Annotated in this window: 23 protein-coding genes and 1 tRNA gene; 11 read left to right on the top strand and 13 right to left on the bottom strand. The window is 63.9% G+C overall.

The annotated features are described in order from the left end of the window. Window positions 1–21: 21 nt before the first annotated feature. From A6F68_RS05515 to A6F68_RS05525, 3 genes are all read right to left on the bottom strand, one after another. Window positions 22–744 carry a Crp/Fnr family transcriptional regulator gene (locus tag A6F68_RS05515; RefSeq protein WP_067677206.1) on the bottom strand — a complete coding sequence of 241 codons (723 nt, stop codon included), beginning with the start codon at window positions 742–744 and terminating at the stop codon, window positions 22–24. A gap of 76 nt (window positions 745–820) precedes the next feature. Continuing rightward, complete coding sequence (locus A6F68_RS05520; RefSeq protein WP_067677208.1) at window positions 821–2,827, bottom strand: TonB-dependent receptor; 2,007 nt, start codon at window positions 2,825–2,827, stop codon at window positions 821–823. Next, entirely contained in the window at window positions 2,824–4,110 is a 1,287-nt protein-coding gene (locus A6F68_RS05525) for an acyl-CoA dehydrogenase family protein (RefSeq protein WP_067677210.1), read from the bottom strand. Before A6F68_RS05525 ends, A6F68_RS05520 begins: the two co-directional genes overlap by 4 nt. 59 nt (window positions 4,111–4,169) lie before the next feature. Between A6F68_RS05525 and A6F68_RS05530 the strand changes: the two genes are divergently transcribed. Beyond that, window positions 4,170–5,246 carry a phosphotransferase family protein gene (locus A6F68_RS05530; RefSeq protein WP_084001699.1) on the top strand — a complete coding sequence of 359 codons (1,077 nt, stop codon included), beginning with the start codon at window positions 4,170–4,172 and terminating at the stop codon, window positions 5,244–5,246. After that, a complete protein-coding gene (locus A6F68_RS05535; protein WP_067677212.1) occupies window positions 5,236–5,583 on the top strand; it encodes a DUF6285 domain-containing protein in 348 nt (115 codons plus the stop codon). The genes A6F68_RS05530 and A6F68_RS05535 overlap by 11 nt, the downstream gene beginning before the upstream one ends. Here the strand turns inward: A6F68_RS05535 and A6F68_RS05540 are convergent. Then, on the bottom strand, window positions 5,580–7,094 hold the full coding sequence (locus A6F68_RS05540) for an SLC5 family protein (RefSeq protein WP_067677215.1): 1,515 nt from the start codon (window positions 7,092–7,094) through the stop codon (window positions 5,580–5,582). The two genes, A6F68_RS05535 and A6F68_RS05540, sit on opposite strands and share 4 nt — an antisense overlap. Before the next feature lie 71 nt (window positions 7,095–7,165). On the opposite strand from A6F68_RS05540, the gene A6F68_RS05545 reads away from it, so the two are divergent. From A6F68_RS05545 to A6F68_RS05560, 4 genes are read left to right on the top strand one after another with little or no spacing between them, the layout of a single operon-like run. Beyond that, complete coding sequence (locus A6F68_RS05545; RefSeq protein ID WP_084001700.1) at window positions 7,166–9,073, top strand: beta-galactosidase; 1,908 nt, start codon at window positions 7,166–7,168, stop codon at window positions 9,071–9,073. Then, complete coding sequence (locus A6F68_RS05550; protein ID WP_067682127.1) at window positions 9,057–9,332, top strand: MoaD/ThiS family protein; 276 nt, start codon at window positions 9,057–9,059, stop codon at window positions 9,330–9,332. The genes A6F68_RS05545 and A6F68_RS05550 overlap by 17 nt, the downstream gene beginning before the upstream one ends. Next, complete coding sequence (locus A6F68_RS05555; protein ID WP_067677217.1) at window positions 9,329–9,796, top strand: molybdenum cofactor biosynthesis protein MoaE; 468 nt, start codon at window positions 9,329–9,331, stop codon at window positions 9,794–9,796. Before A6F68_RS05550 ends, A6F68_RS05555 begins: the two co-directional genes overlap by 4 nt. After that, window positions 9,793–11,898 carry an alpha-galactosidase gene (locus A6F68_RS05560; RefSeq protein ID WP_067677219.1) on the top strand — a complete coding sequence of 702 codons (2,106 nt, stop codon included), beginning with the start codon at window positions 9,793–9,795 and terminating at the stop codon, window positions 11,896–11,898. Before A6F68_RS05555 ends, A6F68_RS05560 begins: the two co-directional genes overlap by 4 nt. 182 nt (window positions 11,899–12,080) lie before the next feature. Here the strand turns inward: A6F68_RS05560 and A6F68_RS05565 are convergent, their stop codons facing one another. From A6F68_RS05565 to A6F68_RS05575, 3 genes are all read right to left on the bottom strand, one after another. Further along, window positions 12,081–13,433, bottom strand: coding sequence for a hypothetical protein (locus A6F68_RS05565; RefSeq protein WP_157096667.1), 1,353 nt, complete (start codon window positions 13,431–13,433; stop codon window positions 12,081–12,083). Between the two features lie 95 nt (window positions 13,434–13,528). Further along, on the bottom strand, window positions 13,529–14,110 hold the full coding sequence (locus A6F68_RS05570) for a recombinase family protein (protein ID WP_067682130.1): 582 nt from the start codon (window positions 14,108–14,110) through the stop codon (window positions 13,529–13,531). Window positions 14,111–14,322: 212 nt separating this feature from the next. After that, window positions 14,323–14,883 (bottom strand): hypothetical protein, encoded by a 561-nt coding sequence (locus A6F68_RS05575; protein WP_198152688.1) that lies wholly within the window; start codon window positions 14,881–14,883, stop codon window positions 14,323–14,325. A gap of 586 nt (window positions 14,884–15,469) precedes the next feature. On the opposite strand from A6F68_RS05575, the gene A6F68_RS15180 reads away from it, so the two are divergent. Beyond that, window positions 15,470–15,913 carry a hypothetical protein gene (locus tag A6F68_RS15180; protein ID WP_198152689.1) on the top strand — a complete coding sequence of 148 codons (444 nt, stop codon included), beginning with the start codon at window positions 15,470–15,472 and terminating at the stop codon, window positions 15,911–15,913. Window positions 15,914–16,006: 93 nt separating this feature from the next. Next, window positions 16,007–17,464: a restriction endonuclease gene (locus A6F68_RS05585; protein ID WP_067677223.1), complete on the top strand. Its 1,458-nt coding sequence runs from the start codon at window positions 16,007–16,009 to the stop codon at window positions 17,462–17,464. A 5-nt stretch (window positions 17,465–17,469) separates the two neighbouring features. Here A6F68_RS05585 and A6F68_RS05590 read toward each other — a convergent pair whose 3' ends face one another. The 5 genes from A6F68_RS05590 to A6F68_RS05610 all read right to left on the bottom strand — a co-directional run bounded on the left by A6F68_RS05590 (window position 17,470) and on the right by A6F68_RS05610 (window position 22,287). Next, window positions 17,470–18,519: a DNA cytosine methyltransferase gene (locus A6F68_RS05590; protein WP_067677225.1), complete on the bottom strand. Its 1,050-nt coding sequence runs from the start codon at window positions 18,517–18,519 to the stop codon at window positions 17,470–17,472. 8 nt (window positions 18,520–18,527) lie between these two features. Beyond that, window positions 18,528–19,688, bottom strand: coding sequence for a DNA cytosine methyltransferase (locus tag A6F68_RS14695; protein ID WP_335673626.1), 1,161 nt, complete (start codon window positions 19,686–19,688; stop codon window positions 18,528–18,530). Window positions 19,689–19,879: 191 nt separating this feature from the next. Next, the gene (locus A6F68_RS05600) at window positions 19,880–20,452 is read right to left on the bottom strand and encodes a hypothetical protein (protein ID WP_198152691.1); all 573 of its coding nucleotides are present in this window, start codon (window positions 20,450–20,452) and stop codon (window positions 19,880–19,882) included. Window positions 20,453–20,459: 7 nt separating this feature from the next. Continuing rightward, on the bottom strand, window positions 20,460–22,091 hold the full coding sequence (locus A6F68_RS05605) for a site-specific integrase (protein WP_067677231.1): 1,632 nt from the start codon (window positions 22,089–22,091) through the stop codon (window positions 20,460–20,462). Window positions 22,092–22,194: 103 nt separating this feature from the next. Then, window positions 22,195–22,287 (bottom strand) — tRNA-Ser (locus tag A6F68_RS05610). Window positions 22,288–22,471: 184 nt separating this feature from the next. Here A6F68_RS05610 and A6F68_RS05615 point away from each other — a divergent pair. The 3 genes from A6F68_RS05615 to A6F68_RS05625 all read left to right on the top strand — a co-directional run bounded on the left by A6F68_RS05615 (window position 22,472) and on the right by A6F68_RS05625 (window position 25,090). Continuing rightward, complete coding sequence (locus A6F68_RS05615; RefSeq protein WP_067677233.1) at window positions 22,472–23,272, top strand: DUF1134 domain-containing protein; 801 nt, start codon at window positions 22,472–22,474, stop codon at window positions 23,270–23,272. 85 nt (window positions 23,273–23,357) lie between these two features. After that, entirely contained in the window at window positions 23,358–24,536 is a 1,179-nt protein-coding gene (locus A6F68_RS05620; RefSeq protein WP_067677235.1) for an amino acid aminotransferase, read from the top strand. 2 nt (window positions 24,537–24,538) lie between these two features. Then, complete coding sequence (locus A6F68_RS05625; RefSeq protein WP_067677237.1) at window positions 24,539–25,090, top strand: GNAT family N-acetyltransferase; 552 nt, start codon at window positions 24,539–24,541, stop codon at window positions 25,088–25,090. 27 nt (window positions 25,091–25,117) lie between these two features. Here A6F68_RS05625 and A6F68_RS15185 read toward each other — a convergent pair whose 3' ends face one another. Next, on the bottom strand, window positions 25,118–25,471 hold the full coding sequence (locus A6F68_RS15185; protein WP_067677239.1) for a UrcA family protein: 354 nt from the start codon (window positions 25,469–25,471) through the stop codon (window positions 25,118–25,120). Between the last annotated feature and the right edge of the window lie 725 nt (window positions 25,472–26,196).

The raw sequence follows: 26,196 nt of genomic DNA on the forward strand, positions 1-26,196 counted from the left end.
CGCCTGCCCTTCGGATTGCGGTCAGGCGGCGCGATCCTCCAGCCGTTCGCGCTGGAGGATCGCCACTTCGCGGCGCGAGGGCAGATCGATCAGGCCTTCGCTCTTCATGCGGCTGAACTGGCGGCTGACGGTCTCGATCGTCAGGCCCAACACGTCGGCGATCTGCTGTCGCGAAAGGGGCAATTCGAGTTCGTCGGAAGGCCCCGCCTCGATGCTGCAGGTTGCCGGGGCCAGGCGCTCGGACAGCTCGAGCAGGAACGCGGCCAGTTTCTGTTCGGCGTTCATGCGCCCGAGCAGCAGCATCCATTTGCGCGTCCGGTCGAGCTCGGTCAGCGTCCGCTCGAGCAATTTGTGCTCGAGGCGCGGATGCTCGCGCGCGAAGCGGTCGAAATCGGCGCGCTGGAATACGCAGACCTGCGCGTCGCTGAGCGCTTCCACCCCGTACGGTGTCGACTGCCCGAACGGGCGACCCAGAAAGTCGGATGGATAGGCGAGACCGAGAATCTGCTCGCGCCCGTCGGCGGTCTGGGTCGAGAGCTTCATCACGCCCTCGATGACGTTGGCGACGAGTATCGCGTCGTCGCCTTCCCACAGCAGCTGCTCGCCAGCCGTCAGCCGCCGGCGTCGACCGATCCGGTTGAGAAGATCGATTTCGTCGGGAAGAAGATCGGCGCAGATCGCCCGGTTGCGCACCGCGCAAGCCTGGCAGAAATTGACTGGCGGCTCGCTCTCCGTGCTATCCATCCGGTGCGTCTAGGCGACGGGACGGCGCGCGCCAAGCCGGGTCCGGTGGGATGAGCAGGAATGTCCCGCCTGCTGGCTAGAGCCTCCACTTCAGGCCCGCCCATACCGTGCGCGGGACCCCGAGGTCGATCGAACCCGCCTGGTTGCGGGTTACGATCGTCTCGTCTGTCAGATTCTCGCCGCGCAGGACAAGCGCCAGCGGGCCGGTCAGGGGGATTTCGGCATAGGCGTCGAGCGTCGTCGCCGCGGGAAGCCGGTCGGTTTCCAGGTCGTCCTCGAATTGCGCGCCGACATGGCGGAGCGTGGCGGACACCATCCAACCGTCGCGGGGCTGCCAGCCAAGCGTAGCCGACCCGGCCACCCGCGGGGTCTGGGCAGGGCGCTTGCCGTCGAGTGCCGCTGCCGCGCCGCTCCCGCGCGCTTCGGCGTCGGTCAGGGCAAGCGAGCCCTGCAGGCGGAAGGCCCCGAGCGAAAGCCTCGTCCCGGCCTCGATCCCGCGTGCGCGGATCGCATCGATGTTCTGGCGCTGGCGCAAGTTGGTGCCAACGGTGACGTTGGCGATCGCGTTCTCGACCTGGTTGTCGAACGCGGTCAGCGACAGTTCGATGGTGGGTGAAGGCGCGAAATCCATCCCGGCCTCGAACCCTTCCAGCCGTTCGTTCCGCAAGGCGGCGTTGGCCTGGGTCGTCACCGGGAACACCACGAAGGGGCGATAGAGTTCGTTAAGCGTGGGAAGGCGCAGGCCCGTGTAGGCTGCCGCGCGCAGCCGCACCCCGCCGCCCGCCGCAAGGACCGCGCCCGCTCGCACCGAGACATCCCAACCCGACCGGTCGGGAAACGCATTGTCGGCGACTGTTGCGCCGTTCGCGGCGCGAGCCCGGTAGAACCCGTCGCGGATCGTGAAGCGGTCCGCTCGTAGCCCGCCGGTCAGCACGAGCGGCCCAATGCTGCGGTCTGTCTCGGCGAAGAGACCGAAGTTGCTGTTGGTCCCGCCCGCGGTGCGCCTCTCGGTAACCTCGCCCGTCACGGTCGATATCGCGTTCTCGAACAGAGTGCCGTCGGACCTTCGATAATCGATCCCGAGCCTGAGGACCGTTTCGGGTCCTGCAGGCGGACGCACCTCGATCTTGCCCCCGATCCCGGTCGAAGGCGTGTTGCGCTGGTCCAGCGTAGGCACGAATCGCGTCGAGCTGACGACGACATTGGTGAAATTGCGCGACTGAACGTATCCGAGCGCATCGAACTGCCAATCGCCGCGTCCGACTATCCGAAGCGAGGCGTCCTGGCCTTCCGTCGAACTGTCGGCGCCCGCAAAGCGCAATGTACGCTGGTCGTCCCATGCGCTCATCCGCGCCTGAAGCTCGATGCGGGGGGATAGGGGCGCAACCGCGCGCCCTTCCACCGACCATGCATCGTATGCGGCACGCACGCTGGCAGGCACGCGTTGGGCCGCGGGCGTGGTCCAGAAGCCCTGGCCCCGGTCCCATCGGCCGGAGAGCACCGCGAAACCCGCTCCCAGCCGGGGAGCGATCGTCAGGCTCGTCTCGCTTTCGCCGCGATCGTTCGCGAGCGCCTGACCGGACAACGGCCCCAGCGTGGTGGCGCCCGCGCTCGCGAGTTCGATCGTGCCTGCCAACGCGCCCGCGCCAAACGGACCCGAGCCGCCGCCGCGCGTCACGCGGGCGCTGGCCAGCCGCTCGGGCGCGATGGCGCTGAACGGGATATAGCCGAAGAAGGGGTCGGACAGCGGCACGCCATCGAGCAGGACGAGCGCACGGCTCGATGCATTGCCGCCGAGCGCGCGCAGCGTTGCGCCCTGAGCGCTCGGGTTGGCCGAGCGGCTGTCAGAGCGGCGGAACTGCTGGAACCCGGCAATCGATGCCAGGGCATCCTCGATCCGGCCGGATGGGACCGTCGTCAACGCCTCGCGATCGATCACCTGCGTGCCATAGGCGGGCGTCGCGGGCGTATCGGGCAGGCCCTGACCGGTCACGACGATCTCCGCCTCGTCCGCGTCCTGTGCGGCGAGGGGAGCAGCGATGGCAAGAAACGGAAGAACGGTAAGCTGGCGCCTGAAAATCAATCGAATTTCCCTTTTCGGGGGCCGAGATAGCCGAACAGATAGGCCGCAACCTTGCGCATCTGGATTTCCTCGGCGCCCTCGGTGATGCGGTAGCGGCGGTGGTGGCGGTAGATATGTTCGAAGGGCTTGTGGCGCGAGTAGCCGATACCGCCGTGGACCTGCATCGCGCGGTCGGCCGCCTCGCACACCAGCCGGTTCGCCCAGTAATTGCACATGCTGACCTTGTCGGAAATCGACCGCTCGATCTCCTCGTGCGGCATCCGGTCCATTTCCCACGCGGTCTTGTAGATCAGCAGCCGCAGCATCTCGCACTGGGTGGCGAGTTCGACGAGCGGAAACTGGATCGCCTGGTTGCGCGCGAGTTCCTCGCCGAACGGCTTGCGCTGGCGGGCATACGCCACGCTCTCCTCGACGCAGAACTGTGCCGCACCCAGGCTCGATGCGGCCTGCCGGATGCGGTTCTGGTGAACGAAGCTCTGCGCCAGGGCGAGGCCGCGCCCTTCGGCGCCGAGAATTGCGCTGTCCGGCACCCACACGTCCGTCAAGCTCAGGCGCGGGTGGTCGGTCGGCATGTTGAAGGTCCACATCCACTCCTCGATCTCGAGGCCGGGCGTAGGATTGGGGACAAGGAAGCAGGTGATCCCGCGCGCGTCGCCGGGCTCGCCGCTGGTGCGCGCGAAAGTTGCGCAATGGGTCGCGACGTGCATCCCGGTGATCCACATCTTCTCGCCGTCGATCCGCCAGCCCTCGACCCCGTCGCGGGTTTCGCGGACCGCGCGCGTCTCCATCCAGGTCGCGTCGGAACCGTGGTTCGGTTCGGTCAGGCCGAACGCGACGCGGCGAGTCCCCTCGAAACCGCCGAGGATGAACTCCTCCTTTTGCGCTTCCGTGCCGAACGTCTCGAACATCGCCACGAAAGGAAAGTTGCCGACGATCGAATGCTCGTTCTGCAGGTCGTTGTGGAGGCCGAGTCCGCGCTGGGCGAAGCGATCGCGGATCACCGCCATGGCAAGGTTGGACCCGTCCTTGCCTCCGTATTTCTTCGGGGCAGAAAACCGCCAATGCCCGGCCTTGTCGGCCGCCCTGCGCGCGGCGCGCAGCAGGTTCTCCCATTCGTGCCGAGGAAGCCCGCCGCGATCCCAGTCGGTGCGCGCATGCTCGCGCCGGTGATCGAAGAAGCGCACGTTGTCGTCGGCCGCCACGAGCGGTTCGATCTCCGCCTCGATAAAGCGCTCGAGTTCGCTGTAGTAGTCCTCGATTTCGCGGGGAATGGTGAAATCCATTGCGCTCTCCTCGGCGCGACGGGTGGACCGCGCGGGCGATTTGCGCAAGGTGTTGGACGATGTCGGCGCAGCAACCGCCACCTGCCGCACTCGGAAGCGCCGGACTGACGCCGGTCGATACGCATGCGCTTGCCGAATCCCTCCTGACTGCGGCTCGGGACACCGGCCTCCCGGCCGAAGGGGTCGAGGGACTCGCGCGGCTCGGCGGCGGGGCGAGCAAGGAGATGTGGCGGTTCGATCTCGCAATGCGGGACGGTTCGGCGCTCCCGCTCGTTTTGCGGCGCCAGCCGCCCGGTCGGGCGCGATCGACCCAGGGACTGACCAGCGTGGCTGCCGAGGCAGCCCTGGTCCGGCTGGCGGAAAAAGCGGGGGTGCCGGTGCCTGCGGTCGCGTTCGAGCTGCCCGAAAGCTCCCCCGCAGGCGACGGCTACGCGATGGCCCGGGTCGTTGGGGAGACTGTCGGCACCCGAGTGCTCAAGCTGCCGGAACTGAAGGATGCACGGCGCGGACTCGCGCGCCGGTGCGGCGAAGTGCTGGCGCGGCTGCACGCTGCAACGGGGCACGAAACGCTCGGCCTGCGCTCGCAAGGCCCGCGCGAGGCGCTCGATTCCCTCGAGGCGCGCCACCGGACGACCGGTCAGGCGCGCCCCGTGTTCGAATTCGCACTGCGCTGGTTGCGCGATCGCGTGCCGGACGATCGTCCGCACGTCCTGCTCCACGGCGATTTCCGGACGGGCAATCTGGTGGTCGGGCCGCAGGGCCTTGTCGCGGTGCTCGACTGGGAACTCGCGCACCTAGGCCTGGCGGCCTACGACCTGGCCTGGATCTGCGTGCCGAGTTGGCGGTTCCAGCGGCCCGACCTGCCGGTCGGCGGGTTCGGCACGCGCGAAGACCTGCTTGCCGGTTATGCGGAAGCGGGCGGCGCCCCGGTCGATCCCGATGAACTGCGGTGGTGGGAGGTATTCCAGACGATGAACTGGGGCACGATGTGCGCCGGCGCGGCGCGCGCGTTCATGGACGGCGCGCGCAGCGTCGAAGGGGCGGTGATAGCCCGCCGCGCGTCCGAGACGGAATTCGACCTGATGCGCATGCTTGCGCCGGACCATCCCGCGTGGGAGGCCGCGCGTGCTCGATGATCCCGCCGCCGCGCTGATCGAGGAGGAAGCGCGCAAGGCCCGCGCATCGGGCGATCTGACAACCTTCGCCGAAAAGGTCATCGCCAACGCATTGGGCATTGCCGCGCGCGAGCGCGAGCTTGCGCCCGAGCTCGACGCATCCGAGAGCGAACGACTGGCCGATCGCCTCGGACACGGCGGTGATCTTGCCGCGCTGAATGCCGAGCTCGCACGCCGCATCCGCGAAGGGATGCCGACGTCGGACGCTCTTCTGGAACACCTGATCCTCACCACCATCGGCAAGCTCCAGGTCGACCAGCCCACTTATCCAGGGTTTCGCGCCCTTTCGGAACGCTAGCCGGCTGTCTCGCTTCGCCTTCCGGTGCCTTCCGCGACCGGAGCGTCTCCCTTGAACAAGGCCAGCCCGATCCACTCGGCCCGGCGCCCCAATACCAGTCGGTTGAACGACAGCGCGGCCAGCACCGAGGTGACCAGGGTGATCACCATGAAGTCGATGTAATGCATCGCGACCAGGCCCTGCGGCTGCCACCAGAAGCTGAATGCCCCGTAGAGCGCGACGCCCCAGAGCACACCGAACACCGCCGCCTTGGCCGATACGTTGCGGAACAGGAGCCCCGCGATGAACGCCGAAAGGATCGGCATCGATGAGAGCCCGTTCAGCTGCTGCAGAAGGTTGATGATGCTCTCGGCATTCATGAAAACCGGAACCATCGCGATCGCGACGACGGTCACGATTGCGGACAGCGCCGCACCCAGCTTCCAGTGGTTCTGCACCTTGCCCACGAAGCGCTCGTGGAAATCTACCGAGTAGAGTGCGACGGTTGAGTTGAGCACTGCGGAAAAGGTCGTGATGACCGCCGCGGCCACCATTGCTGCGAATGCGCCAGAGAGCCAGGTCGGCAACACCTCTGCCACCAGCCGGCCATAGGCGGCATCCCCGATGTCGCCGAACAGCTTGTAGGCGACGACCCCAGGGATCACCACGATCGGCGGCACGACCAGGATGCGGATCGCGGCTGCGGCGAACACACCCTTCTGCGCCTCGCGCACGGTGGGCGCCGCCATCGCCTTCTGGGTGATGTTCTGGTTGGTCGACCAGTAGAAGATCTGGATGAACGCCATCCCGGTGAACAGCGTGTGGAAGGGGATCGGGCTGTCGGCGCTGCCGACCATGCTGAGGCGGTCGGCCGGAACGCCGCTGACGATGTCGAAATCGACTGCCGCAAGGGCGAGGAAGACGATGACGAGCGCCAGGCCCAGGATGCCGATGCCCGAATAGGTGTCCATGACCGCGACCGCGCGCAGTCCGCCGAACACGGTATAGGCCGCGCCGATCAGCGCGAGGCCGACCGAGAATGCGATCAGCGGCACACTGCTCCCGAAAAGCGACTGGAGGAACAGCCCGCCCGAATAGAGTGCGGCGGGTAGATAAATCAGCACGTTGCCCGTGATGAACAGCGCTGAAATCAGCGTCCGGACCTGCCGCCCATCGTAGCGCCGCTCGAGCAGTTCGGTCACCGTGGTGCAGTTGTAGCGATAGTAGAGCGGCACGAACACGAACGCCAAGGCCATCAGGCCTACGAACCCGGCGATCTCCCACCAGGCGAGGAGGAGCATCTGGTTGCCGTTCATGCCCACGAGCTGGTCGGTAGACAGGTTGGTCAGCGTGATCGATCCGGCGACGAAGACCCAGGTCAGCCCCTTGCCGGCAAGGTAGACATCCTGTTCGGACCCGTCGTGCTTGGCCTTGCGGACTTTGAGCCAGGTCGCCAGCGCGACCAGGACGGTCAGCGCGACGGCGACCGCGACCTGAACACCGCTTCCCGTAACGCTCACCTGATCCAGCATGCGAATTCCTCCCAACCCGTTTCTTTTTCGCCTAGCATCGTCGGAGAAATTGACGATAGGTGCAATAGCGCATGAGACTGGGCGTCTGCTATTATCCGGAACACTGGCCGCCCGAGCGCTGGGGCGAGGACGCACGGCTTATGGCCGAAACGGGCATCAGCCGGGTGCGCATCGGTGAATTCGCCTGGAGCCGGTTGGAGCCTTCGCCGCGGCGGTTCGACTGGGCGTGGCTGGACGATGCGATCGAGGCGCTGGCTGCAGAGGGCCACGGAGTCATTCTCGGCACACCCACCGCGACGCCGCCCAAGTGGCTCGTCGATCGCATGCCAGACATGGTGGCGCTCGACCGCGAGGGCCGTCCGCGCGGCTTCGGCTCGCGCAGACATTACTGCTTCAGCCACGAAGGCTATCGCAAGGAATGCGCGCGGATCGTGCGCGCGATGGCGGAGCGATACGGCGGGCATCCGGCCGTCGTCGCATGGCAGACCGACAACGAGTATGGTTGCCACGACACGGTCCAGAGCTTTTCCGCCGCCGCGCGCGACGCCTTCCGGCGCTGGCTGGCCGAACGATATGGGACGATCGAGGCGCTGAACGACGCCTGGGGCAATGTCTTCTGGTCGATGGCGTATCGCTCGTTCGGTCAGGTCGATCTGCCCAACCTCACCGTGACCGAGGCCAATCCGGCGCACTGGCTAGCATTCCGACGATTCTCCTCGGACCAGGTCATCACCTTCAACCGCGCGCAGGCGGACATCATCCGCGAACACTCGCCGGGTCGCGACGTGGTTCACAACGCGATGGGGTTCTACACCGGCTACGATCACCATGACCTTGGCGCGGACCTCGATGCCATCGGCTGGGACAGCTACCCGCTCGGCTTCCTCGAGATGTTCCGCTTTTCCGAGGAGGACAAGCGCCGCTACGCGCGGACGGGGCATCCCGACATCGCCGCGTTCCATCACGACCTCTATCGCGGATGCATACGGGGCGGACGCTGGTGGGTGCTCGAGCAGCAGCCGGGACCGGTCAACTGGGCGCGTCACAATCCCGCGCCGGCACCGGGCATGGTCAGGCTCTGGACCCTTGAGGCGATGGCGCACGGGGCGGAACTCGTCAGCTATTTTCGCTGGCGGCAGTTTCCCCAGGCGCAGGAGCAGATGCACGCGGGCCTCCTGCGCACCGACGGCGCGCCGGCGCCGGCCCTGGCCGAGGCGCGCGAGGCCGCAGACGAGATCGCCGCCCTTGGCGACATCGGCGCTCCCGTGAAGCACGCCGCCCTGGTTTTCTCTTACGACAGCGAATGGATCACCCAGATTCAGCCACAGGGGGAGGGCTGCTCGGCCTTGTGGGCGGTATTCGCCTGTTACTCGGCGCTGCGGAGGCTGGGGCTCAACGTCGACATCATCGCGCCCGGGACGTCGCTGGCCGGTTACGAGCTTACCGTCGTGCCGTGCCTCCCGATCGTTCCGGACGCGCTTGCAAACGAGCTTTCGACATTTGAGGGGCAGGTCGTCATCGGCCCGCGCACCGGCAGTCGCGACGCGGATTTCGCGATCCCGCCCGGACTGGCGCCCGGTCCGCTGGAAAAACTGGTGGGGGGCAAGGTCGTCCTCAGCGAAACTCTGCGGCCTGGTCTCGTCACCCCGGCAGAGGACAATGCCTGGGCGATCGCCCGCTGGCATGACACGCTGGAAGGTATCGCCGAGCCGGAGCTTGTCGCCGCCGATGGCCGGGTGGCGTGCTGGCGCCATGGCCGCGTACGCTATTGCGCGACTTGGCCCGAAGGTTCGGTCATCGAAACGGTCATCGAGCGCGCCGCGCGCAACGCCGGTCTTCCGGCCCACCATCTGCCCGAAGGGTCCCGCCGCCGCACGACGACGCGATACCAGTTTGATCTGGACTACCTCCACTCAGGATGGAACGCGCGGCCCTCCAACTCGCTGCAAGTGGAGGATGGCGATGGCCGACCCGGATAGGCAGGAGGCGCAGCTTTGCGTGGAGCTTTGCGGCAAGCTTGCCGGAGTCGCGGGTTCCGAGGTCCTGATCGCCATTCCGGCATCCGGCTGTACCGCCGCTGACGTCATGGCGCGCGTGGCGGATTGCTATCCGGCGCTGGCCGCCGAACTTGCGACGGGGAGGATCAAGGCCTGCGTGAACGAGGCCGTTGTCGATCCGGGCGCGCGCGTCATGCCGGGCGACACGGTGGCACTGTTCCCGCCGGTGTCGGGCGGATGACGGTCGAAGTCGAACTCGCCGGCGAACCGTTCGCGCCGGCAGACCTGCTCGCCCGGTTCACGGCCGGCTTGCGTGGTGAAGGTGCAGTCGTCAGCTTCAGCGGGCATGCCCGCGGCACATCGAAAGACGGCAACGGCGTCGATGCCCTGGTGCTCGAAAGCTATCGCGGCATGACGCTGCGCTCGATGCAGGACATTGCCGCGGCTGCCATGGACCGGTTCGAGGTGACACGGTGCCTTGTGGTCCACCGGGCCGGTCGCATACTTCCGGGCGAAGCGATCGTCTTCGTGGCGACCGCCTCGGCGCACAGGCGGGCGGCGTTCGAAGCGGCGGATTACCTGATGGACCGGCTCAAGACCGAAGCGGTTTTCTGGAAGCGCGAGGAAAGCGCGGATGGCGACAGGTGGATCGAACCCACCGATGCCGACCATGCCGATGCGCGCCGTTGGACGGACGAGAGATGACTGCCGATCTGCTCGCCCTCCATACCGACGAAGCGAGCCTGGTGCTCGAACGGGACCCGGAACGCGGACTCTTGTGGCGGCACCTCGGGGCGCGGGTCGATGCCGGTGAATTGCCCCCATTGGCGCAAACGCGCGGCCGGGCCACGTTTTCGCTCGATCGGGACGTTTCCCTGGCGAAGGTACCCCCGGCGGGGTTGGGCTGGTTCGGTCCTCCAATGCTGGAAGTCCGTGACCCATCGGGCGAAGCGCTTATCTTCGCCCCGAGCACCTTCGATGTCTCCCGTGATGCACGGCGGATCGTCGCCCGCGCGCAGGACCCGGTCGCCGGGCTCGACCACGAACTCGAGATCGAGATTGTCGCAGGCGGCTGCTTCCGCTTCACGGCTTCGATCACGAATCACGGCGCGGCTCCGGTGGCGCTTGAGCGTATCGCCAGCCTTCAGGTGCCGCTCCCCGCATCGGCCCGCGAGATCGTATCCTGGCGAGGGCGGCACAACGCCGAACTGGTCGAATGCAGCGAGGCCATGCCGCAGCATCGCTGGGAGCGACTGTCGCGCCGGGGCATTTCCGGCCACGGCGGCCCGCCGGGCGTCTACGTGCTCGACGGAGACTGCAGCTGGCATTCGGGACTGGCCTTCGCGCTGCAACTGGCGTGGTCGGGCGACAGCGCGATCGCCATCGAACGGGACGACGAGGGATACTGGACGCTCGGTGCCGAGGCCGTGCTGGCGCCGGGAGAAATCGTGATCGGCGTCGGCGAGACCCACCGCAGCCCACCTGCCTTCCTGGCAATTTCCCCGCGCGGGCGAAACGGCGCGATGCAGCAGCAGCACTCGGCCGTGCGGGCCATGGTGCAATGGCCCGACGGTGCTATGAGGCCGCGCCCGGTGCATCTCAACAGTTGGGAAGCTTGCTATTTCAACCATGACGCGGCGCGGATTCGCCGGCTGACGAAGGCCGGCGCGGACATCGGCATCGAGCGGTTCGTGCTCGACGACGGCTGGTTCAAGGGGCGTCGCAACGACACCTCGGGGCTGGGAGACTGGGAACCGGACCCGGCAATCTACCCTGACGGACTGGCCCCGCTCGCCCGCGAAGTCGAGACGATGGGCATGGAGTTCGGCCTATGGGTCGAACCCGAAATGATCAGTCCCGACAGCGACCTCTATCGCGCTCATTCCGACTGGGCCCTGGCTTCACCCCGTCGCCCGCAGCCGACCGCGCGCAACCAGCTGGTGGTCGACATGCGCCGCGCGGAGGCGCGCGATCACCTGTTCGAACGGCTGGACTGCATCCTGTCGCAGGCCCCGGTTTCCTACCTCAAATGGGATCACAACCGCGACCATGCTCCTGGCGGCGGGGCGGGGCAGACGCTTGGCACCTACGACCTGCTGGAGCGCCTCCGCAAAGCGCATCCCGCGGTCGAGATCGAGGGTTGCGCGGGCGGTGGTGGGCGCAGCGACGCCGGATTGGCGCCCTATGTCCACCGGTACTGGACAAGCGACAACATCGACGCGGTCGCCCGGGTCTCCATCCAGCGCGGGTTCCAGGCCTTCCTGCCGCCCGAGATGATGGGATCGCATGTCGGCGCCAGCCCGGCGCATGTCACGGGGCGAAGCCAGTCGATGGCATTTCGCGCAGCGGTCGCCTGCATGGGGCACTTCGGGGTAGAGCTCGATCCGGACACGCTGGAAGACAAGGACCGCGCCGAGCTTGCGCGCTGGATCGCGTTCTACAAGGCGTGGCGCCATATCCTGCACGGTAACCGTACCGATCTTGGCGAAGGGCCCGACAGCCTGCGCTGGCAGGCGCAGGGCACCGACGTTCACAAGCTGCTCTTCTGCATCAGGACCGATCCGGCCCAGGATCGCAGGCCGCAACCGCTCAAGCTTCCATTCGCAGCTTCGACTTCGCGATGGCGTGTTCGGCTGCTGGAGGTCGCGGAGCCGCGTGGACACGTCTTCCCGATGGCCGAACTGTTCACCCGCATGCAACGCGAGCCGGTCGAATTCACCGGTAGCTGGCTGGCGTCTGCCGGCCTGCCAATCCCCACGCAGAGAGCCGAGAGCGTGGCGATCTTCCAACTCGAAGCTGCCGGATGATTGCCTCGATTTGCGGACCCGAGCAAAGCGCGAGAGATTCAGCCAAGTACCGTGGCGGAGACGGAGGGATACTCAACCCCGCGCGTGTGAGCCAACAAAATCAATCACTTAGAAAAGGCAGTCGCCGGGGTTTTGTAGCGCCTTTTGTAGCAGCGGATTTCGCCTGAATGGGGCACTTGGCGTCAAATCCTGCCCGCCAAGCCCCTGTACCGATCGGTCAGCCGGTACCGGCGACCAGTCTTTGCATCCCTTCCCGTTAGCCGAAGATGTTCGATCACGCCGCGATCAGCGAGCCGCTCCAATATCTGGAAAGGGGCTTCGCCGTCGCGGTTAGTCGCCGTGATCGCCCCATGCAGTAGCAACCCTTGCAAGATGGTTCGCCTCTTAGACTTCGCCTTGTCGGTGACGTCAGCCACGTGCTGGAGAAGCTCTGAAAGCGCCTCGATGGTCGCGTCCTCGGGCGGGCGCAGAAGCCCGTGCAGTTCCGACCAGCGAACGCGAGGTGCAGCGTCAGATCGGATGGCATCGAACCAATCTGTGAGGCTACGTGGAGCTTGCGGTAGATGCTCGCGGACCACGTCAGGGAGATTTTTGAGATAACGGACCTCTACCCGCAGGCGATCCGCTGCCTTGGCGTAGACCACGAGGACTATGTGGCCGGTCGGCGTGAGCGGGATGCGAACAGAGAGCGCGCCAAGGTCTCGCTCGACGGATGGCCCAATGGTCCTCGGGTGCGTCCGTACGACGGGCGAGCGCGCGGCGCTAAGTACACCGTCCGCCAGCGCGTGAACCTTCGCAAGAGCATCTGGATCATGGCGCTCCCAGCAGGCCTCGGCTTGTGAGACGGTCAGACCGCCCCAGTCGAGGCGCATTTCGGCGTCCTCATTCCACGCGCTGTAGGGGCTTTGTGCGTCGCGCCGACCGTATTCGTAGCCCTGCTCCGGCGGGCACATTTCCAAGATGAGCCGCGTTCGTAGATTGGCTTCGAACACGCGGTGGAATGTTGCAACCCGTTGCACGAAGGTCTCGTGAACGCTTCCGGCGAAGGCCCGAAAATCGGGAACCATGTTGTCCTGCCCGTCAAGCGTTCGAAGGGCCGAAGTCGGATCGTCCGTTGGAGCAAAGAACTCCGCGAGAGGGAGGCCTTCGATCTCGTCGAAGGTGAAGCGGTCGAGCAGGTGGGCGAGGGTCCGTATGGGATTGACCGCGAGCCTCACCACGAACTCGGCGCTGGGGGGCTGCCGCGAGATCGCTATCTCGCTGCCGGAGAACATGGACCCGGATGCTGCCTTCGAAATCCAGCTTCCCCGGTACCGCTGTGCAGGGCCGAAGATCGGGGGAAGGGCCTCCCCGAGGCCGATCCGCGCCGCGAAGCGGTCGATCGCGTCCTGACGCATGACCTCGATGGTGCCGCGCACGCGAAGCTCGACGCGGTCGAAGAGGGCTTCGGCGCTCGACGGTGGATTTTCTGTGAAGGCACGTATTCCGTACCTATTTCTCTCTCGCGCGGGAGGTAAGGCTGCACCCCTGTCCATCAGGCGGCGCTCCCTGCTACTTCTGTGGGCATCTGGACTAGAACTCGGACCTTATAGAGGAGTGGGGCATATCCGCGGCGGCTGGTCCCCTAACTCTACGTGGATGCTGCGCAATACCTCGACACCGTATTCTTCGAGATGCCGAACTGCGCCATGGTCTCGCGGATGGTGGCGTTGTTCTCTTCCCGCCACTTGCGCACCACTGCCGGTTCGGCAGCCAACGGTCGTCCGAGGCTCATCTTGCCCCGGTGCGTTTTGCCTGTCTTCGCGAGAGCGTCGCGCGCTGCTGATCGCCCCGCCTCACACCGCTCCTTGATCCGCTGCCGTTCCATGTCCGCGATCTGGGCGAGAACCGCGACGATTAGCTCGCCCACTCCTCTTCCGATTGCGCCCAGGCCGCAGACGTCGAGGGTCACCCCTTGCTCGATCAAATGCCGCACGGTGCTCTGCACGTCTAAGGCGTCGCGGCCCAGCCGGTCCAGCGCGTAGACGCACACTGTGTCACCCTCACGGACGTAGGAGAGAAGCTTCGCGAAGCCGGGGCGGGACGCGGCAGCCGTTGAGCCGCTGACCCCCTCGTCGCTGAACTCACGATCAAATGGACCCGCGAGGGCGTGGCGCTGCGCCTCGATGGTCTGTCCGCCGGTTGAGACGCGGAAGTAGGCGATACGGCTCATGTCTTCTCCTGACCCAAAAGGTACGCCGACCTTATGGGGCATGGATCAAAATGGCAATCTCTATCTTTTGGGGCAGGCATCTCCGTGCTGATACCATGCCCCAGAAGCTACAAGTTGTGAGCCGCCGCACATGCTCTGGACTGTGCGTCCTCTTCCAGAAGTTCCATCAACAGGAGCCACCATTCTGAGAAAGTGAGCGCGAGGGTCACTCTCTAAGCGACGTCATCGCCGCTGGACCGACTCTCTCGCTCGCGTGACCAGCGCTCTTCAAGTGCGGCGCGCTCTCGCTCCCGATCAGCACTGGAGTAGACGTCCGCCTTGAGCTTGGATGATCCGCTCGCCACGCGCCGCCAGTCCTCGCGTAGCTTCTTGACCTGGTCTGCAAGCTGCGTGAGTGGGTCTCGCGCACCAAGGTAACTTACCCCCTTATAGTCACCCATGTTGAGCCAGTACCCTAGGGTTTGGTATTCAACATCGTCTGGGTGCAGCTTCCATTTCGCCGACACCGTAAAACTCTTGTCCAAGTAGTTGCCAACATCGCTCAAGTAGCTCCTAAGCGATTGGCCCGGCTTGAGTACACTAATTCGCTGAAACGGAATAGGTGTCTCGCCCATTCGAGCTTCTCCATTCTCAAGCGGTGGATCGAAACTCACTTCAACGTCGAAAGCGGTGGCATTCCCTGTATTGCTAACTTCGATGTCTAGATGGATCGTCGACCACATATTAGGAACAATCGTGGCAACCACTTGTGGCTGTGCGGATGCATCCGCCATCCTCCTCGTTTCTCTGGCGAGTACCCGCGTGACGTACCAAAGCGCGAACGTTGCGAGCGCAGTGGCGATGGTGCCGAGTAGTGCCCCGTACGTAATTAGCGAGTTTTGATCCACGCGCAGAGCATCGAACCAACTTCGTTTCAATGCAACACAATCACGCTGATGTGCTTTAAGCTTATGAACTAGGCCGCTGGCGAGTTAGCCGATCCTCGCGAGCGGGCCATTAATTTCCCCTTACTGGGGTGAGGGCATGAACCGTCCTGTTGCGGAATGAACGAGTATCGATGAGGCATGATCTCTTGCCGAGTTACGTCGTCCTAGGGAAGTGATCGCCATGCGAAAGGTCCAAAACTTTGGAGATGATCGCAACAAGGGCTGGTGCGTGCATTGCGGCGGTCCAAACGAGACAAGAGATCACGGGCCGCCTTTGATATTTTTGGACGATCCTCTCCCTCGTGACCTCCCGACGTCACCATCCTGCTTAGATTGCAACCAGAGCTTTTCATCCGACGAAGCGTACGTTGCCGCCCTTATCGAGTGCGTGTTAGCCGGGTGCGCCGATCCCTCCGCTATCGAACGGCCGAAGGTGGCCGCGCTCCTGAGACGGCGGAAATCCTTGCAAAGTGATCTTCGATCGGCGCGTTCGGAACGTCACGGTCGAACATTCCATCAAGCCGACGAGAAGCGCATCAAAAGCGTAGTGTTGAAGCTGGGCAGATGTCACGTCGCTCATGAGCTAAACGAGCCACGTCCAGACGAGCCACGTTCGGTGTGGTGGCGGCCGATTATGCTCCTGACTGCTGGGCAACTCGATCACTTCGAGCATGGTGACGACGGCGCGTTGGTTCCCTGGCCGGAGGTCGGCAGCCGCGCGATGATGCGAATGATGATGGAAGGTACGAACGTATTCGGGAGCGGCTGGCTTGAGGTGCAGCAAGGACGCTACCGCTTTCTTGTGTCCCAAGATGGTGGGCTGCGGGTGCGCATGGTCATTCGAGAGTATCTTGCCTGCGAGGTTGCGTGGGATTGACTGCCGCTCTCCAGTAAGCTGGGACGGGTAGAGATCGCTTAGAAACGTCACAAATCAGCCCGGAGGTGGCCATTGTCTAAGAAGAAGTCTGGAGTGCTTGATCTCTTCCCAGACGACGAGAGTGAAACGCAGCCCGTCGCAAAATTACAACTGCCACGTTTGGTAGAGTTCTCGCCGGGGACGCTCGAACACAGCGATGTGCAACGGATAGTCAGAGAAGTGGCCGCTGCGAACGGCGACAAGAGCAAAGCGGTTGCGTCGATAGTCAAGACATACCCGCGTATCGCGTCGAAGGCGGCTCAAAAGCAGGTCGAGAACCGCGCCGCAAACGTACTTCGCGGGATGGCTCAGTGCGGCCTTATTCAGCGGAACGGCAGTCGTGTCACGGCTGATTTAACCGACGTGGGCGAAGCAATCCGATCGGCTCCGTCGGCCTCTGACGCTTCGGACATTTTCTCGAAGCATCTCCTTGAGAACTGCTTTGGCTCCGAATTGCTGGACATCGTTGCATCCCTCCGCGCGCGGGGGCTTGATTTGACGGTTGAGAGCATTCGCGACGAGTTGGCGCTGCGCGGATTTCAGGTGAACGAAAACGAGGGCAACGCTTCTAAGATGAGGCTTTGGCTAGAAGCGTCGGGGGTGATAGATAAAGACTGGAATGTTGACGAGCCAAAGCTAACTGCCCTCGTTGGAGCGAGTTCGACAGTCCTCACTGAGTGGCACGGCCTTCCGAGAGAGCAACGGGTTTTCTTGGAAGTTTTGAAGGAAGCCGCCGGAGGGATGGCAGGGGGCTGGCACCCGGTCCGAAAGATCAAGAAGATCGCAGAAGCTCGCTATGGTGCGCGCATCTTCCCCACAGGAAGGTTGCGAGATCGGGTCATCACGCCATTGAAGATCGGGGGCTGGCTTGACACCCGTGGCACAGGGACTGGTCGAGGTGGTGACTCGGGAGATGTTCAGCCGCTCAAGCAGCTAATTGATATCTCTATCAAGCTACCGGTGGAGGAGCTTGGAAGCGTGCCGGCTGATCTTCGGCGGCTTCTTGCCACCCCGCTCGATCGCATTTTCAGCGATCTAAAATCATCGGATAAGGGGATAAAAGGCAAAGCGCTGGAGTTGCTGGCCCTCAACATCATCGCGGACTTGGGTCTGATACCAGTCGGATTTCGAGTGAGATCGTCCAAGACCAATGGCGCAGAGGTTGATCTGATCGCCGAGAGTACGAATGCCCATTTCAGTCGATGGTTGTTCCAGTGCAAGAACACACCGACCAAGGCGCTGGATGTCGATCAAATCGCCAAGGAAGTGGGGATGGCCCTGGTGCTCAATGCCCACGTTGTTGTGCTGGTAACGACTGGGAGGGTCGGAAAGGTCGTCCAACAATTTGCCGCCGGAATTGCACGATCATCCGCATTGCAGTGTGTGCTTATCGATGGCGCCATGCTCAAAGCGTACAAATTATCACGCGGTGCTGGTTTATTGGACGCTCTGAACAAAGCCGCAGTGGGCGTGTTGCACTTGAAGCGAACTCAAATCCAGACACCCGACTGACGCAGTCAAGCAGCCGTTTTGAGGCGAACCTGCGCGGGTCTAGAGATCGCCTCTGCAACCAACTGCGCAAGCAGTGGCGGTACCGCGTTGCCGATCTGACGCCACTGCTGCTCGATAGTGCCGGCGAGTAAAAAGTCGTCGGGGAACGTTTGAAGCCGCTTGATCTCCTCTATCCTCAATATCCGGTTCCTCCAGTGGAATGGCCCCATATTGTTGGAGCGTCGCGCTTGGATGGTCCATGACGGCATATCGGGGCTAAGCTTCAACAGGAACGACCAGTAACGACTGCGCCATTTGAACTTTGGATCAGGGTGGCCCCGCTTCTCTGTGAAGAAAAGGTAGTTATCGCCCGGCGGAACGAGCCGAAGAAGGTCGTGATGTCGCCCTCCTGCGAAGTGTCCTGCATCGCAGGCAGCCTCATCGGTGTCCAAGTCTGAGATAGCTTCTCCGGCGCTGACCCACCGATCGGTCCCCTGTCTACCGTCTTTGGAATGTGTGGGGACTGGCAGTTCGATTTTGCCATCAAGGCTCCCGACAACGAAGCACCGCTCCCTGATCTGCGGTACACCGAAATCTGCCGCGTTTAGAACCCCGACGGTGACAGTGTAGCCCAAGTTTTCGGCGCGTCTGACAATGGCCTCCAAGGCCTCGGAGTGAACGCCGTAAGTTAGGCCCTTCACGTTCTCCAGTAGGAATGAGCGCGGCCGGACCCAGTCGAGGACATTAAGGAACCCGTTTATCGTTTCCCAGCCGTTCGGATCGTCTAAGGCGCGGGGTTTGTCCTTCCGATAAAACCGGCTCTTGGAAAATGGCGGGCATGGCGGACCTCCAGCGAGCAGGTCGATCTTCTGGAGCCTCCCGCCAAGTGCTTCGACAATGTCTTGGCGGGTAAGGTCGCCCATGCGCTTCGTGAGGAACGGCACTGTCGGGAAATTGTCGGCCCATGTCTGCGAGCATATTGGCTCAAGGTCGGTTGCGAGAACCGTGCGATAGCCGGCGCGGTGCAAGCCGATATCTAAGCCGCCACAACCGCTGAAAAGGCTTATTGCTCGCATTACTGACACTACTCCACCGCCTCGCGCACTGCCCGAACCATTTGAGCGGCCATCGGGGGAGGCACTGCATTTCCCATCTGACGCACACGATCCCGCCGGCTGCCTTCTAAGCGGTAGTCGCGCGGGAAGCCCTGTAGGGCCGCCATTTCCGTAGTACGAAGCCTGCGGCTGCTCCAATGGAACGGGCCTGTCCAAGGACCCGGCGAAGCAGCCAGTGTCCATGAGGGCCGATCTGGTGACAGCTTCAAGAGAAAGTTCCAGAAGCGCGTTTCGGTGACGAAGCTGGGATTAGGGTGTCCAGCCCAAGCCGTGTGCGCCTTGTAGTTCCCGCCGGGGGGTACAGTCGCGAGATGATCCGCCCAGCGCCCCTTCACGACTTCTTCCGGCTCGAAGTACTCTTGTCGGTCTAACCCTTCCAGAGCCTCCCCCGCTGTGATCGCTGGCCGGAGCTTTTCGTCCAGGCCCTTATGGTCATGTGTCCTAGCAGGGGCGCGAACCGCCCGAACACGAGAGCCAAGCAGGAAGACGCGCTCCCTTGTTTGAGCGACGCCATAATCAGCCGCGTTCGCTGTGAGTTCGGTGACGAGGTATCCTGCTTCGCTCGCGGCCCGCTTGAAGCCGTCAAGCACGGGACGGTTGCGCGGGTGCTTGATGCTGGGGACGTTCTCGAACACGAAACCATCGGCATCCGCTTCGTAGATTAGCCTCCAGAACTCTTCGACGAGAGTGCGCCGTTCATCCTTGCGCGGCTCGCTCGGAGGTGCCGGACGAGAAATATCAATGCCTTGCGCTCGCGCCCTGCGATAACGGGACTCGTCCCCAATCTCGGTCCAATAGGCGGCCTTAGAAAAAGGTTGGCACGGCGCGCCGCCAACGATGATCAATGGATCGTTGGCGCTCAGTCCTCCTGCTGATCGTAAATCTGGCCCCGTGAGCCGCGATACGTCCGCCTCGAGAACTTCTCCGTGACACCCCTCGTTTGCCCGCAAGGTTCGGCAAGCGATGGCATCGAGTTCGACCGAAGCGCGAACATTGCAACCGGCTGCAACTGCACCGACGCTCAAGCCGCCCGCTCCCGCAAATAGGTCAATGACGGGCAAGCCACGCCTCTTCGACCTGATGGCGGTTTGCATCGTTTCGGCCGGGGTGGCCGAGTGATCTCGATACATCTCGTACTGCCCTTTTTTGATCGCGATGTGTGCGCCGAGAGAGACCCTGATGCACCATGCCTATTCATGCAAAGTGTTCGGGATTTGTTCCATGCCGCTGTCCACAAACTTTTGCAACCTTCGATGGGGTTGGGTCCCCCAAGGGTTCACATCTCCTTGGAGGGCATCTGGGGCTGTGTGGTGCCTTCGCGCTACTCTCCCAGCCCAACTCGCCGCACAGTTGCTGGAGCGCCCCCCGATCGCCCGGAGCGGGGCTTCATACCCCAATCTGCTCGCAGACTATTAAGACGTACAGGGGCGAACTCGGTCTGCTCCACTGACACGCAGCGATACCGTGGATCATCTATGCGAGTGCCATGAAGGTGACCGTGCACGTTGATCGTCTGCTTCCCTAGTTGGCTGGGATGCACAGGAATGTGCGTAAAGAGAAAGCCGTGCTGCCATCGGGCGACTGCGATGCTCGCGAACAATTTTCTTAACGCGATGCCCTCGATGTCGTCGCCGTTACCCGCGATCAGATGTATTTGCCCCTTGAGTTGGCCGACGCGAAGGGCGTGATGACGTCTCCCGACATCCCCAAGCACGAGCACGGTGTCGTCGTCACCCACCACCTCGTTCCAGCGGCGCTCGATCTCGTCACCCATTTCCGTGGCATCGCGAAAAGGGCGCCGGCCCTCGACACAGGTGCCTTCGTCGCCGAAATGAAGGTCGGCAATCACGAACGTTTGAGCGTCAGTGCAACTCGTTGCAAAATCACGCGACATTGTGGTTCTATGTGTTGTCACTATCGGGTCTCCACTCGTACCGAGGGAAACGTATCAGAGCGCGATAGCTGCTGCGCACGAGCACATCGCCGTAGTCCTGGTGCTGATCTTTCGCAGCGTGGGCGGTGATCGCTCGACGGACATCTGGGTCCATGCCGATGTCTCGGGCAATCGTGATGAAGCGGTGTCGCCAACCATGGTTTGGCTGCAACTCCCGGTCGGTGATGCCGAGAGAACGAACCCAATCGGCAACACGCTGGGCAACCTTCTTGTGCTGCGGATTTCCCTTCGACCCGAGTTTCTTGAGGCTCGGATCGTAAAACAACGGTCCCTTACGTCCCCTGATCGCCTCGACGAAGCCTTGCTCGATCAAATGCGGATGAAGTGAAACCTTTCTCGCAAAACCCCCCTTTTGGGTTCCTGCCTCTGGTGTGATCGTGACGTACCAAATGCCGTCGTGGGCCTGCGCTACGTCGCCCGCGCGCAGTTGGGCCATCTCGCCGACGCGAGCGCCCGTGTAAGCACAAAGCCACGGCAACCAGCGTCGGGCGAAGGCGCCGAATGACCTGTCGGAGGTACAATCGACGGCTCGAGCTGCCAACAGTACCGTCTTCGCCTCGGCATCGGTATAACCCTTTTCCGACCTCGTGCGCGTTCGACGGGGCACTGATACCTTCACCCCGAGGACCGGATTGAATGGTAATAGTTTGTTCGCGACAGCCCAGCCGAAGACAGGCTTCACCGCGCCTAGATAACCATGACGAACCGTCATCTGGCCTCGCGTCCGCTCACCTTCGCTGTTCGGGGCAAGTAGGGCGTTCTTCCAGCCCACGATGTCATCTGACGTGACCCGAGCGGCATCATCATGTCCAAGATGATCGATCAGGGAGCTCAGCGCAGTTGTCCATTTTTTGATCGTGGCGATCGAGGGCTGCTGCTCTGCGAAATACTGATCCAGCACATCCAAGAGAGAAACTGAGCGCAGTATAGGCGCTTGAACAACCTCCCGGTCGCGAGCAAATTCCTCGGGAGAAAACAGGCGGTGCGTGGGTTGCGGCTGGTCGTCCCATGTTAGCTCGGAACGTTGCCGGGCGACCAATTCGCGCTGCCCACGAGCGACACGGTCTTCCAACATCGAACGAAGCGGACCCACGGGCGGCATCGACCAGCCGTGGGACTGGATCATAGCCTCGGCAATCCACCGCGTCATGAGCGGCGCTTCACCCGTGTTCGATCGCATGACACGCACGACCTCCGCGTCTATCAGACCCAGATCGCGCACATGGTCGTCGGTGCGCTGGCGTCCGCGAGGGGGCTGCTCAGAGGACCTCGTCTCCGTCTCGACCAGCCAACTCCGAACTGCACGCTCGATCTCTTCACGATCGGGGACGTGCTTGATCCGCAGAACGTCATCCACGCGCTGCTTCGCGCGATCTCTGCCTTTGGCTGCCGCAATCTTCTGGTCCGTCAGTTCTTCATGAACCGCCCTAAGCGCCAAGGCGCGTTTCTCGGCTATATCGCCCAAACTGCGCACGTACTCTGTGACGCCATTGAAGGCGGGACGTGCATATGGCGGCACCGACCGACGGAAGGTGTAGCTCCTCCCACGGACGTAGAGGTACTTTGCAACCCGTTGCATGTTTAACTGGAGTGGGATTTTGTAGCAGTCATTGGGGCAACGCTACCGGCGCAACCCACGGTTTTCTACCGTTTTCTTCAATATCAAGAGGTTGCAGGGCGGCTGGCGGAGACGGAGGGATTCGAACCCTCGGTACCGGATTTACCAGTACGACGGTTTAGCAAACCGTTGGTTTCAGCCACTCACCCACGTCTCCAGGCCCGGCGGCAGGCGGGCGCTATAGCGAGGGGGTGGGGGGGTCGCAAGGGGCCGTTTGCGCACTTTTCCGACTCGCTTCACCGCAAAACGGATTCGCTTCGTCGCGCGTTCATTGCCGCTTCACGGGCAAAGGACTCTCTTGCGTGCCGGACGCATCCCGCTTTCGGGAACGGAGGGAAATCATGGGCCTATTCAAGGCACTCGCGCGCCGCGGCTGGGTAGTCGCAATCGGCGCAGCCGCTTTCGTCGCCGCTCCGGGGGCGGCGCAGATCCAGACGATCGATCCCAATGCGGGCATCGACGCCGATCTGGCGCAGCCCGCCGAGAACCCCGGCGAACCGGCGCCCTACGACAATTCGACGACCTACAGCCAGACTCCGCCCGCCGGGGCGCCGGCCGAGGTCGCGCCCGAGTGGGCCGATCCCGTGGTCACGAGCAGCGACGCCTCGACCGCCGCGACGCAGGCCGCCGCCAACCCGCAAGTGGCCGCGGTGCAGGGCGATACCTACAAGAAGGACGATCTCATCGGTGCGGCCGAGGGCGTATTCGGCAAGGGAGCCGAGGGCCTCGCGCGGATGATCGAAAACCTGCTCGAGAAGCAGGGCGAGCCCAACGCCTACATCGTCGGGCGCGAAGCGGGCGGCGCCTTCATCGTCGGCGCGCGCTATGGCTCGGGTACGCTCCACCACAAGGTGGAAGGCGAACGCCCGGTATACTGGACGGGCCCGTCGATCGGGTTCGACGCGGGCGCCAACGCAGGCAATACCTTCGTGCTCGTCTACAATCTCTACGACAGCGAAGAGCTCTACGAGCGCTATCCTGCCGGCGAGGGCGCGGCCTACGCCATCGGCGGGCTCAATGCCTCGTACATGCGCAAGGGCGACGTGGTGCTCATCCCCATCCGCGTGGGTGCGGGCCTGCGGCTCGGCGTCAACGCGGGCTACATGAAGTTTTCGAAGAAGCAGCGCTGGCTCCCGTTTTGAGCCGTTAAGAAAAACTGCCCTTCGGTTCGCGGGGCCGCAACGGTTTGGCCGTTGCGGCCCTTCGCGTATCCGGTAAAGCGCGCCCATGCTCGACCGTCTCGCTCCCCAGGCACCCGATGCGCTGCTCGCGCTGATCAAGCTCCATCGCGACGACCCGCGTACCGACAAGATCGACCTCGGCGTCGGCGTGTATCGCACCGGCCAGGGCGGGACCCCGGTGTTCGGCGCGATCAAGGCGGCGGAGAGGCTGCTGGTCGAGACGCAGGATTCGAAGAGCTACCTCGGGCCCGAAGGCGACATGGGCTTCGTCGAGGCGCTGATGCCGTACGTGTTCGGTGCCGGCAACCCGACGATGGGCGGCCGGATCGAGGGGATGCAGACCCCCGGCGGTACCGGCGCGGTCCGCCTCGCGACCGCGCTCGCCAAGGCCGCGGGGACCCGCCGCGTGCACATGGGCACGCCGAGCTGGCCCAACCACGCGCAGATCCTTGCCGATCTCGATCTGGAGGTCGCTTCGTTCGCGCACGCCAATGCCGACGGCACTGCGAACCTCGATGCGGTGCTCGCCGCCATCCGCGGCGCGCAGGAGGGCGATGCGGTGCTCCTCCACGGGTGCTGTCATAATCCCACGGGTATCGACTACACGCCCGAACAGTGGAACGCGATCGCGGCGGCGTTTGCCGAGAGTGCTGCGCTGCCGATCATCGACGTCGCCTACCAGGGCCTCGGCCACGGGATGGATGAAGACGCCGTCGGCATGCGCACGGTACTGGCTGCAGTGCCGGAAGCGCTCATCGCCTATAGCTGCGACAAGAATTTCGGCCTCTACCGCGACCGCGTGGGCGCGTTCTACGTGATGGCGCAGGACAGCGGGCAGCTGCCCGCGATCATGTCCAACGCCTATGGCCTCGCGCGGGCGAACTGGTCGATGCCGCCCGATCATGGCGCGGCGGCAGTACGGTTGATCCTGCGCGATCCGGCGCTGACCGCGATGTGGCTCGACGAGCTCGACACGATGCGCGCCCGCATGCGCCAGGTCCGCGAAAAGCTGGCGAACGCGGGTACCGCGGGAACGGTCGACCTTGCGCCGCTCGGCAGCCAGAACGGCCTGTTCTCGGTCCTCCCCCTGTCGAAGGACCAGATCGCGTCGCTGCGCGCCGATCACGGGATCTACATGGCCGGATCGGGCCGGATCAACGTCGCCGGCCTGACCGAGGGGAATATCGGCAAGTTCATCGGCGCGCTGGCCGAGGTTACGGCCTGATCATGGATAGGCAGCCGGTCCTCGAAGGGGAGCGGCTCCGCCTGAGGCCGCTTCGCGCCGACGACTGGGACGCGCTTTTCGCGGTCGCTTCGGACCCCGAACTGTGGGCAGGTCACCCGGCGCACGATCGCTGGCAGGAGCCGGTGTTTCGCGAATACTTCGGCAATGCCTTGCGGAACGCGGGCGCGCTGGTCGTGATCGACAAGGGCACCGGGCAGATCGCGGGCGCATCGCAGTTCTACGATTACCAGCCCGACGAGGACGGGCGCGGGCCGTCGGTGGAGATCGGCTTTACGTTTCTTGCCCGGTCACACTGGGGCGGCGGCACCAACCGCGAGATGAAGCGCCTCATGCTCGCGCATGCCCTGTCGCAGGTGAACTATGTCCGCTTCCGCGTCGGGGAAACGAACCTCCGTTCGCGCACCGCGATGGAGCGGATCGGCGGGAGGCTGACCGAGCGGCGGCAGCAGGAGATCAAGGCCGGCCAGCCCTCGACCAACGTCTACTTCGAGATCGACCGCGCGGAGTTTGCGCGAGGCCCCTTGAACCGCTGATCGAGGCGCAGTCCCGCCCGGCGGGGATCACATCCGGCGCGCCGCCTTCACCGCCTGATCCATCTGGGGCCGCGCGCTTGCCCAGGCGTATTCGCTGCAGGCCTTGCCGTCCTTGACGGCCCACCGCTGGGCGCGGGGCGGCGGAGCGCAGAACCGCTTGATCACCGCACCGATGCGCTTCTCCATTCCCGCCGCTCCGGCAGGCGTCGTCAGATCGAAGTCCTCGATGCCGACGACGAGTTTGACGGCTTCGTGGCCCTCGGGAACCGGCATGCGCGCCGAGACAACGATCTCCGGGGTCTGGGCGAAGGCGTTGCCAGGGCTCAGCATGAGGAAGGCCCCGCCAATGACCGGCAAGGCAACCGCGCGAAGCGTGCGCATGGTCCTTTCCTTTCTCTCAACGAATGATGCCGCGGCTGAGGCCGGCATCAGGGCCGGACCCTCGCTACGACAACCGGTGCATCGGCGCCGGTACCGGGATTGTAGACCTGCCCGTCGACGACTTACCTTGATCTCGATCAAGAGGGACCGGGAGTATCCTCGACCGGACCTTCCCCACGCGATGGGGCGAACGATTCGACGCCCGGACCCGTCAGCTTGTAATCCGGGCCGCGAGCACCACCTTGAAAGCATCGAAGCGGCTTCCCGATCGTGAGCGCCCTCGACTGAGAGACTGTGCGCTCCCGCTTACGGCAGAGGAGCAGCGTCGTGTCTTCATCCCAATCAGAATCAAGCGAAAACAAGCCCCAATCGTGGGAGAACGAGGGCGGTAGCACTGCATCCGCGGACGCTGCGGCCACTCTGGGGATCGTTCGCCACATGAGCGAGACCTATTCAGTGGGAGGGTATCGATACACCACCCTTGGCGACGCGATCGCGCAAGCGCGCCGCATGGCCAAGCTGGAGAACGAACTGCTGGGTGACGGAGGATGAGCGCGAAGCGAGCCGCGCCCCTTGCGCCTGTGCGGGACATGGATCTCAACGAACTGCTCCACGCACATCAGGTCGAGTTGATGAGGGCGAGTTCTGCAAGCGAAGGCGCAGCGCGTGAAAACCACTTCGACCGGGTGGCGCGGTACGCGCATGACATAAGGAACCTCCGCACC

It is taken from the genome of Tsuneonella dongtanensis (assembly GCF_001698205.1).
Taxonomy (GTDB): Bacteria; Pseudomonadota; Alphaproteobacteria; order Sphingomonadales; family Sphingomonadaceae; genus Tsuneonella; species Tsuneonella dongtanensis.